This is a genomic window from Flavobacterium sp. (assembly GCF_044371705.1).
Lineage (GTDB): Bacteria > Bacteroidota > Bacteroidia > Flavobacteriales > Flavobacteriaceae > Flavobacterium.
On record NZ_JBILTE010000106.1, the window covers coordinates 1 to 9,503 of the forward strand.

A 9,503-nucleotide genomic window follows, 5' to 3' on the forward strand; every position below is an offset into this window, starting at 1 on the left:
TCCGATCTTATAACATACCCCGACAAGATATTTTACTTGAATTAAATTTGAAGAATAAATAAAAGCTATTTTACATTCAAACCATATCCTCCGGCTTCACCCAAGCATCAAAATCTTCCGCACTAACATATCCCAACGCAATTGCCTCCTGTTTTAAAGATGTACCGTTTATATGAGCCGTTTGTGCAATTTCGGCCGCTTTATAATAGCCAATTTTTGTATTTAAAGCCGTGACCAACATTAAGGAATTTTGAACCAATTCATTGATGCGAGGTATGTTGGGTTCGATTCCTTTGGCACAATGCTCGTCAAAAGATCGACAAGCATCACCTAATAATACCGCTGATTGAAGAAAATTAGCTGCCATCAAAGGTTTGAAAACATTTAATTCATAATGTCCTTGCATGCCACCTATAGTAATAGTTACATCATTTCCCATCACTTGTGCACAAACCATGGTTAGAGCTTCGCATTGCGTTGGATTCACTTTTCCGGGCATGATTGAAGATCCCGGTTCATTTTCGGGGAGGAGTAATTCACCGATTCCCGAACGTGGGCCGGAAGCCATCATTCGAATGTCGTTTGCAATTTTAGTCAGAGAAACAGCAATCGTTTTTAAAGCACCATGCGATTCCACCAAAGCATCGTGAGCGGCTAAAGCTTCAAATTTATTTTGTGCGGTACTAAAGGGCAATCCGGTAAACTCTGCAATGTACGCAGCTGCTTTCACGTCGTAACCTGGAGGAGTATTCAAACCGGTGCCAACAGCTGTTCCGCCCAACGCTAGTTCAGATAAATGAGCCAACGTATTTTTTAACGCTTTAATTCCATGGTCCAATTGGGAAACATAGCCTGAAAATTCTTGTCCTAAGGTTAGGGGAGTGGCATCCATTAAATGGGTGCGACCAATTTTCACTACTTGCATAAAAGCCTCACTTTTTGCGTGTAATGTATCTCGAAGTTGCGTAATACTCGGAATCGTATTTTCTACAACAGTTTTATAGCAAGCAATGTGCATTGCGGTAGGAAAGGTATCATTGGAAGATTGTGATTGGTTGACATCGTCGTTTGCTTTGAGTACCAAATTGCCTTCACCTAAAGGATTTCCGGCCAGTACATGTGCACGATTGGCAATTACTTCATTAACGTTCATATTGCTTTGAGTCCCTGAACCGGTTTGCCAAATTACCAATGGAAACTGGTCGTTTAATTTGCCTTCTAAAATTTCATCGCATACAGCAGCAATCGCATTTCTTTTTTCAATGGTTAAAACGCCCAAATCGTGATTGGCAAATGCAGCAGCTTTTTTTAAGTAGGCAAAGCCTTCAATGATTTCTTTGGGCATGGATGCTGGAGGACCAATTTTAAAATTGCTTCGGGATCGTTCCGTTTGTGCTCCCCAGTACATTGCTGCAGGAACATGCACTTCACCCATGGTATCTTTTTCGATGCGGTAATCCATTTTATATTGAGCGTTTAAGTTAGCTATTGAATTTTGCTATTGCTATTGCATTTTGTAATTGCCATTGATTTTTGTAATTGCCATAGCTATTGTAAATTTAGTTATTAACAACTGACTTTTAAAAATAATTTTATTTTCAGTTGATAAAATGGTATTGTTCCCATATCTTTGTAATTGAATTCGAAAAATTCCGGAAAACATGTTTGAATTTCAACAGTACTTAGGCTTTATTCTTTTCTTGACCGTTTTAACCATCGGTTTTTGGTTGATGATATTTTTAGTTGGTTTTGTCCACTATTGGTTGGGCGGAGCTATTATGGAATTAATCAAAGAGAAAAGAGCTAAAAAAGACGACGAATAATCATTTTTATAATTTGATTATAATAAAAGAGGGACGCGTTTGCGTCCCTCTTTTTGTATTTACCCCATGAATTCAGGTTCCTCGCCATTTTCACGTCTTTGCTGACGTTCGCGTTCGTTTTTCTGTTTATTGAAACGGTACGTAAAGGAGAGGTTTATTTGTCGTTCTCTAAATTGATTTTCGTCGTAGGAGTTGATCACACCGGGAATACTGGTTTCAGTGATTCTTTTTCTCGTATTAAAAATATCGCTCACGTTTAAAGCAATTGTAGCTTTATCTTTTAATATGTCTTTGCTTAAGGATGTATTTGCACTTGCAATTCCCAAAGATTTTCCTTGTGGTCTAGTCTCCGGAGCTCGATAATTTCCGTTTAGTTGCCAATCAATTTTGTAAGGCAAGGTAATTCGCGATGTAATTCGTGTGGTCCATGTTACGGCTACATTGTCAAGATCTTGGACAATGGTGTTGCCTAAAAAATCCTCATATGAATATTCACCTGCTGTTTCATTTCTGAAGAAATTGAAGTTTCCATTTAACTTCCACCATTTGTAGGGGTTGTAATTCAAATTAAACTCAAACCCGAAACGGTATTCGTTTGCTAGATTGATTGGAGTGGTAATAATAATTGGTGTTATTACTAGTTCACCATCGACTATGTTTTCAACAAACTGGCCCGACTCTGTTCTGATAAATTGGAAGGAGTCTTCGGTCATGTTGTAATAGGCCGAGCTACTTAATGTTAACTTACCAAATTTTTGAAGGTAAACTAAATCAACAGCATGTGTCATCGCAGGATCTAAATCAGGATTTCCCTGAAAGATATTAATATTACTGGTTAAGTTTGGAAACGGATTCAAGAAGAAACCTCTCGGACGTCTTATTCTGCGACTATAGCTTAACGAAGTATTCGTTTTTTCGTCGATTTCATAGGAGAAAACAGCACTTGGGAAAAAGTTGTTGTATCTTTTGTTTGTCAAATCATTGGTAGATAATTGATTCACATCAATATTTGAATCCTCCCATCGTAGACCAAAGAAATACGAAAATTTATTTATTTTGCTACCGTATTGTGCATAAAAAGCGTGTACTTTCTCCTTGTATTCAAAAAGGTTACTAATATTTGGGTTAATTACCCAATCACTGATGTCTTCATCAAAATCTTCCACAGAAAAATCATTCAAATTCTCAATGAATTCTCCTTTATATCCCGCCTCAAAACGACTTGTTTTACCAAAAGGTTTTACATAATCTGTTTGCAGTAGACTTCTTTCCTGAATTTGATCATTTAAAGTACGTTGGTTGTCAAAAACAGAATCTTCAATACCAGTAAAGTCCAAACCAGTATTTTTAGAGTAATTGGCGTCTACGGTCAATTGGTGACCTTCTTTATCAAATTTATGTGTTACATTGGTTGTAACATCGATGTTTTGTCCTTCATTATCTTGATTAATTACTCGCGTGCGATCGAACTGGAATACTTTATTTTCATCAAAGTTGGCAAAAGTTACCAGCTGCGGATTTTCAGTTGTATTTTCTCGGTAGGTGAAGATGTTGGTCCAAGTAGTTTTTTCGGTTAAAAACCAATCAAAACCAAAGTTACCATTGTAGCTATCACCAATTCTTGAACTTGAGCGATCTTCATAAATAAAGTTTCGTGTACTACCATCCGGATTAAGATACTCGGTGTCAGTCAGTCCGTTTGCCGGGCTATCGCTGTAGTTGTAACCTTGCGTAGTAAACAAATTGACGTCTTTATTTTTGTAATTAATTGTACCTGTAATTCCCCTATTCGTAGGATCTCCTAATACGCCGGTTATCGTTCCATTAATACCACTATTTTTCCCTTTTTTTAGAATAATATTGATAATTCCACCCCCACCTTCGGCATCATATCGGGCAGATGGGTTGGTAATAATTTCCACTTTATCGATTGCTTCTGCCGGTATTAATCGCAAAGCATCGTTAATATTGATCGCATTGGATGGACGACCGTCAATCAAAATACGAACACTTTCATTCCCTCTCAAACTCACCGTTCCATCTACATCTACCGCTACTGAAGGTACATTATCTAATACATCACTAACGGTTCCGCCTTTTACCATCATATCCTGACCAACGTTGTATACACGCTTATCTAATTTTATATCAACAGTTGATTGTTCAGCACGCAAGACCACTTCTCCTAATTGAGTAGTTTCGTCTACTAAACCTATAATTCCTAAATTTGTATTTTCTAAGATTGCTCGCTGTTTAATCTCTACAGTCTTAAAAGATATAAATTCTACACGTATATCGTAGGTTCCTGCTATGATTTCAATATCAAATTCGCCTTTGGCATTGGTGATTCCGCCGCTAATTACATCGGCTCTCTGAGTGCTCTGCAAAACAATTGTTGCATATTCTAAGGGTTGTGAGGAGTTCTTTTCGATAACCTTCCCGGTTACTTTGATTTTTTTTCCGGGCTGACCTTGTTGTGAAAACAAGCAATTAATTCCGATAAAAAGTAGAAATAAAAACGCTAGTACTTTTTTCATTAGGGTAAGATATATATGATTTTATTCGACGGTAAAATTAAACTTTGGTTTAACAGTGCAGTCCTAAAGATTTGTTAAATGATTGTTGCAAAACCTTAAACGATTCCAGATAGGTTGTCAATTGGTCTGCCAATTACCGCTATGGATCCATTGACAATTATTGGTCGTTTAATTAGTATGGGATAATCAGCCATTGCCTTGATAATAGCCGCATCGTTAAGATTTTTTCCCTTAAATTTATCAATCCAAACTGCTTCTTTTTGCCGAACCAAGTCGATGGGATGCAACTTTAATTTCTGAATAATTGTACTTAATTCTGCAGTAGTAAGGGGGTTGTCAAGGTATTTAATTATTTCAAATGGTTTCCCGGTTGCTTCTAAAAGTGAAAGGGCTTCTCTTGATTTACCACATCTCGGATTATGTAAAATTGTAATCATACGTGTTATTTGTGCAAAGAAAACCTTTGTATAGTCAATTTTTGTTAAAAAAAATCTAACATATTCTAGAACATCACTTATATTTGAAAAACAAATAAGCAGTTATGTATATCGAACAAGTTCAAGGCAAAAATTTTAATTGGTTTCTTTATTTACCAATTCCGTTATTTTTTATGGGATTAATGGTTGTAAATTATATTACCACAATAGATGTTGATGTAAACGTGGTTATGCAACAAATGATTGACCAATTTGGGAACAATATAACATTTGCATTTTTGGTGAGCCCCCTGTCTATTGCATGCCTCGTTTTGCTTTTTTGGGTAAAATATATTCATAACCAAAGTATCAGAAGTCTAACTACTTCTCGTAAGCAAGTAGACTGGCATCGCATCTTTTTTTCGTTTATAGTTTGGGGTTCGTTTACGGTAGTGTCCACGCTTCTGGTTTACTTTATTTCACCCGAAAATTTTACGATTAATTTTAATCCTGTAGATTTTTTTATTTTTTTATTCTTGGCAATTATTTTAATTCCGTTGCAAACCAGTTTTGAAGAGTTCTTATTTAGAGGCTATTTAATGCAAGGTATCGGTGTGGTTACTAAAAGCAGGTTGATTCCTTTGATAATTACGTCGGTTCTCTTCGGAGTCATGCACATTGCCAATCCCGAAGTAGGTAAGCTAGGTATGATTATCATGATTTATTATATAGGCACAGGATTTTTTCTGGGCATTATTACTTTAATGGATGAAGGTTTAGAGTTAGCTTTAGGATTTCATGCAGCCAACAACCTGATTGGGGCACTTTTAGTCACTGCAGATTGGACTGCTTTTCAAACTGATTCTATTTTAAAAGACGTGTCAGAACCCTCAGCGGGATTCGATGTATTATTTCCGATTTTTATCATATTTCCGATTCTTTTAATTATTTTTGGTAGAAAATATGGCTGGGTCAATTGGAAGGAAAAACTTACCGGAAAAGTCTACCCACTATCTCCTGAATCTGAACAAATTAATTCTATTGGAAATGATTGATTTAAATGAAATAACCTATCATAACGTTCACAATAAATTTAAATTAAATGGTTTTCATCTAAACCGCGAAGATTTATGTCGAGTTGCCTATAGTTTTATTAAAGAAGGCGAGGATTTTGAAAAACCTGTAGGTGATTTTTTATTGGATTGGTTTGATGATAAAAGTTATTTAGAAATAAATACCTCCGGATCTACTGGAATTCCAAAATTGATTCGTGTAGATAAACAAGCAATGGTTCGCTCGTCATTAGCCACCGGCGATTTCTTTGATTTAAAACCCGGTGACCGAGTACTTCATTGCTTACCTGCAAAATATGTGGCCGGAAAAATGATGTTTATTCGCGGTTTTATTTTAGGTTTGGAGATTGACTTTGTTGCTCCAAGTTCACATCCATTGGATACTATTGGTCACGATTATGAATTTACAGCATTGGTTCCTATGCAAGCTCAATATTCAATAGATAAATTGCATCGTGTAAAGAAGATAATTATTGGAGGTGCCAAAATCACGAAACCACTGGAAGATAAATTAATGAAAATTAAATCGGAGATTTATGAGACCTATGGAATGACCGAAACTATTACACACATTGCAGCCAAGCGAATAGGAGAAGAAGCTTTTACCGTTTTCCCAAATGTAATGTTGTCTCAGGATGAAAATAGTTGTTTGCTCATCAAAGCTCTATCCATTTCTGATACAATTATTGAAACCAACGATATTGTTGAAATGGTTTCTGAAAATAAATTTATCTGGTTGGGTCGATTTGATAATGTTGTTAATAGTGGAGGGATTAAATTAATCCCTGAACAAATCGAGGAAAAATTAGCTACCCGAATTCCCCGTCGCTATTTTGTAATAGGGAAACCGGATCAAGTGTTGGGAGAGAAATTGGTTTTAATTGTGGAAGGCGAACCAATGACTATTGAAGATTCGGTTTTTGATGTATTGGATAAATATGAAAAACCAAAAGAAATCCATTTTGTCAAACATTTTGAAGAAACACCTACCGGTAAAATTATTCGAAAAGAAACGTTGAGTAAGTTTATGTTTTAGAAAAAATAAAGTAGATAGCTCAAATATTTGTAGAACGATTACCTGAAGAAAATTTGTTTATGGATGATGAAACCGTAATTTCAAAACTTGAATACATAAGCTTTGTAAAAAAGGTTACAGTCATTTCCATTATATCTGGCACTGTACTTTTCCTTTTATTTCGCTTAACTGGAACCGATTTCTTTATGTTTTTAGGACTTTTTTTGTTTAGCTGGTCAATTCTTTATGGATTATCAACAATAATTTCATTACTAATTTTAGCTAAGAATTCTAAAATGCTACTTTGGCAAATTATTACTACATTTTCAATTATTGTTTTATCTTTTGTTTTAGCGACAATATATCTTTATTATGGATTTATGTACTTTATCCAAATAAGTGATTAATAATCTGTCAATAAACAGCAGTACTATTTTATTTCCGCAACGTAGTACCAAAAAGTTTTCAAAAAAAAACGCTCTAAATTAGAGCGTTTTTTGGTTTCATTATAGCTGGATCATTTTATTTTTCCATTGACTATTGCAATAACAGCTCCAATAATTGCAGCTGATACTACAGATATGGCCACATCAATGACCATCGTTTCATAGCTGATTCCAAATTTTGGCTCGGCAATCATAAAGAGATTTACGGATAAAGAATAAAAAAAGCCAATAATGGCTCCCGCTTTCGCCCCGGTAGTAGCCTGAGTGATACCAGCCCATTTGGTAAAAATATACGACATAAATAAGCCATACACCAAGCATCCGGAAAAAATCAATTCCAGTTTCATTGTTTCTTCGTCCTGTGGAAAAAAATCTTTGAATAGCATTCCATAAAACAACCATCCCAAAAGGAAATTTACAATTCCTCCTACGATACCAGCAATAATAAAATTTTTCATTTTCATAAGTAACTATTTATTGGTTAGTGAGTTAAACTTACAAAAAAAAGATAAACAGTTGTTAAAAAAACATCGAAAATTACGATTGGTAGATCTTTTCGTATAAATGTTGGTACTTTTCACGTACGATTTTTCGACGTAATTTCATGGTAGGAGTGAGGTGACCCGCTTCAATTGTCCAAGCATCCGGCGTAAGTTCGAATCGTTTAATCTTTTCCCAATTTCCAAATTTTTCATTGGCATGGTCCACTTCAATTTGAAAACGTTCAATTACTTTTTCATTGGCTACCAATTCTGCATTGGTTCCGGTAATTTCAAATCCGTGGCGATGAGCCCATTCGCGAACAAAATCGAAATTAGGTTGTATGATCGCAGCCGGCATTTTTTCACCATCACCAATTACCATGACTTGTTCGATAAAAAGTGATTGTTTCAAGCGGTTTTCAATTAATTGCGGGGCAATGTATTTTCCGCCCGAAGTTTTAAACATTTCTTTTTTACGATCGGTAATTCTTAAAAATCCGTCTGAATCAAATTCACCAATATCACCCGTATGAAAGTAGCCGTCCACGATTACTTCATTGGTTAACTTTTCGTCTTTGTAATAGCCCATCATGACATTGGGACCTTTGCAAAGAATTTCACCATCTTCGGCAATTTTCACTTCAACATTTTTAATTAGTTTACCAACAGTTCCTACTCGGAATAAACCGTTTCGCATGTCGTTAACCGTAATAACGGGAGACGTTTCTGTTAATCCATAACCTTCCATTACCGGAATATTTGCTGCTGCAAATACACGAGATAATCGGTGTTGTAAGGCGGCACTACCGCAAACCATCACATCCAGATTTCCACCTAAGGCTTCTTTCCATTTGCTAAAAATCAGTTTGCGAGCCAAAGCTAATTGTTTTTCATACCACCAGCCGTTCGCACCATAGGGTTTGTATTTAAGACCTAAATTAACCGCCCAAAAGAACAACAGTTTTTTAATACCGGTGAGTTCTGCTCCTTTTGCATAAATTTTATCGTACACTTTTTCCAAAAGTCGCGGTACAACCGTCATCACATTCGGATGCACTTCTTTTAAATTATCCGTTAATTTTTCGATGCTCTCTGCAAAATAAATCGATACACTATAATATTGATAAATGTATAAAATGATGCGTTCAAAAATATGACAGATGGGTAGGAAACTTAATGCTAGACTGGTTCCTTCTGCAAATGGAATTCGTGGTGCACTATCCAACACATTTGAAACAATATTGTTGTGCGAAAGCATGACACCTTTGGGTCTTCCTGTTGTTCCGGAAGTATAAATAATCGTTGCTAATTCTTCGGGTTTCACATTGTTTTTTCGGTCTTCTACCACGTCTTGGTTGGAGGTGGCGGCACCCAATTCCAATAACTCCGTCCAGTTTTTACAACCCGGAATCACATCAAAAGAATAAATATCTTTTAAAGAGGGGACATTTGCTTGAATGGCAGCTACTTTATCATAAACTCCTTGATCGGATACAAAACAATAACTCGATTCGGAATGATTTAGAATATAATCATAATCTTCGGAACCGATGGTGGGATAAATCGGCACATTTTGAGCACCAACTTGCAGTGCCCCAATATCCATGATGTTCCATTCGGTTCTGTTGTTGGTGGAAATCACAGCTATTTTATCATTTTTTTGAACGCCTAATCGCAATAGGGCTCTTGAAATAGCATTCGCTTTGTCAAT

At 35.9% G+C, this 9,503-nt stretch carries 9 protein-coding genes; 4 read left to right on the plus strand and 5 right to left on the minus strand.

Annotated features, from left to right (window positions below; translation table 11 throughout):
- Window positions 1-76 precede the first annotated feature (76 nt).
- Window positions 77-1,462, minus strand: coding sequence for a class II fumarate hydratase (gene fumC, locus ACIQ2S_RS08460; protein ID WP_396174952.1), 1,386 nt, complete (start codon window positions 1,460-1,462; stop codon window positions 77-79).
- 199 nt (window positions 1,463-1,661) lie between these two features.
- Here fumC and ACIQ2S_RS08465 point away from each other — a divergent pair, with 199 nt between their 5' ends.
- Window positions 1,662-1,823, plus strand: a complete 162-nt coding sequence (locus ACIQ2S_RS08465) for a hypothetical protein (RefSeq protein WP_396174954.1) — start codon at window positions 1,662-1,664, stop codon at window positions 1,821-1,823.
- Window positions 1,824-1,882: 59 nt separating this feature from the next.
- On the opposite strand, the gene ACIQ2S_RS08470 is transcribed toward ACIQ2S_RS08465, so the two are convergent.
- Together ACIQ2S_RS08470 and arsC are read right to left on the minus strand one after the other, a co-directional pair.
- Window positions 1,883-4,360, minus strand: coding sequence for a TonB-dependent receptor domain-containing protein (locus tag ACIQ2S_RS08470; protein WP_396174956.1), 2,478 nt, complete (start codon window positions 4,358-4,360; stop codon window positions 1,883-1,885).
- 95 nt (window positions 4,361-4,455) lie between these two features.
- Window positions 4,456-4,797: an arsenate reductase (glutaredoxin) gene (gene arsC / locus ACIQ2S_RS08475; protein ID WP_396174958.1), complete on the minus strand. Its 342-nt coding sequence runs from the start codon at window positions 4,795-4,797 to the stop codon at window positions 4,456-4,458.
- Between the two features lie 104 nt (window positions 4,798-4,901).
- Between arsC and ACIQ2S_RS08480 the strand changes: the two genes are divergently transcribed.
- The 3 genes from ACIQ2S_RS08480 to ACIQ2S_RS08490 are packed head-to-tail and all read left to right on the plus strand — an operon-like array spanning window position 4,902 to window position 7,271.
- Window positions 4,902-5,831 (plus strand): lysostaphin resistance A-like protein, encoded by a 930-nt coding sequence (locus ACIQ2S_RS08480; RefSeq protein WP_396174960.1) that lies wholly within the window; start codon window positions 4,902-4,904, stop codon window positions 5,829-5,831.
- Window positions 5,824-6,885, plus strand: coding sequence for an AMP-binding protein (locus tag ACIQ2S_RS08485; protein WP_396174962.1), 1,062 nt, complete (start codon window positions 5,824-5,826; stop codon window positions 6,883-6,885). Before ACIQ2S_RS08480 ends, ACIQ2S_RS08485 begins: the two co-directional genes overlap by 8 nt.
- A gap of 59 nt (window positions 6,886-6,944) precedes the next feature.
- The gene (locus ACIQ2S_RS08490) at window positions 6,945-7,271 is read left to right on the plus strand and encodes a hypothetical protein (RefSeq protein WP_396174965.1); all 327 of its coding nucleotides are present in this window, start codon (window positions 6,945-6,947) and stop codon (window positions 7,269-7,271) included.
- 110 nt (window positions 7,272-7,381) lie between these two features.
- Here the strand turns inward: ACIQ2S_RS08490 and ACIQ2S_RS08495 are convergent, their stop codons facing one another.
- Together ACIQ2S_RS08495 and ACIQ2S_RS08500 are read right to left on the minus strand one after the other, a co-directional pair.
- Window positions 7,382-7,768, minus strand: coding sequence for a hypothetical protein (locus ACIQ2S_RS08495; RefSeq protein ID WP_396174967.1), 387 nt, complete (start codon window positions 7,766-7,768; stop codon window positions 7,382-7,384).
- 79 nt (window positions 7,769-7,847) lie between these two features.
- Window positions 7,848-9,503: AMP-dependent synthetase/ligase (locus ACIQ2S_RS08500; RefSeq protein ID WP_396174969.1), on the minus strand; the 1,656-nt coding region annotated here is incomplete at its 5' end.

Excerpts from the sequence above, each read along its gene's own strand:
- ACIQ2S_RS08490 (WP_396174965.1), top strand. The coding sequence starts at position 6,945 with ATGGATGATGAAACCGTAATTTCAAAACTTGAATACATAAGCTTTGTA.
- ACIQ2S_RS08495 (WP_396174967.1), bottom strand. The coding sequence starts at position 7,768 with ATGAAAAATTTTATTATTGCTGGTATCGTAGGAGGAATTGTAAATTTC.
- arsC (WP_396174958.1), bottom strand. The coding sequence starts at position 4,797 with ATGATTACAATTTTACATAATCCGAGATGTGGTAAATCAAGAGAAGCC.
- ACIQ2S_RS08470 (WP_396174956.1), bottom strand. The coding sequence starts at position 4,360 with ATGAAAAAAGTACTAGCGTTTTTATTTCTACTTTTTATCGGAATTAAT.
- ACIQ2S_RS08480 (WP_396174960.1), top strand. The coding sequence starts at position 4,902 with ATGTATATCGAACAAGTTCAAGGCAAAAATTTTAATTGGTTTCTTTAT.
- fumC (WP_396174952.1), bottom strand. The coding sequence starts at position 1,462 with ATGGATTACCGCATCGAAAAAGATACCATGGGTGAAGTGCATGTTCCT.
- ACIQ2S_RS08465 (WP_396174954.1), top strand. The coding sequence starts at position 1,662 with ATGTTTGAATTTCAACAGTACTTAGGCTTTATTCTTTTCTTGACCGTT.
- ACIQ2S_RS08485 (WP_396174962.1), top strand. The coding sequence starts at position 5,824 with ATGATTGATTTAAATGAAATAACCTATCATAACGTTCACAATAAATTT.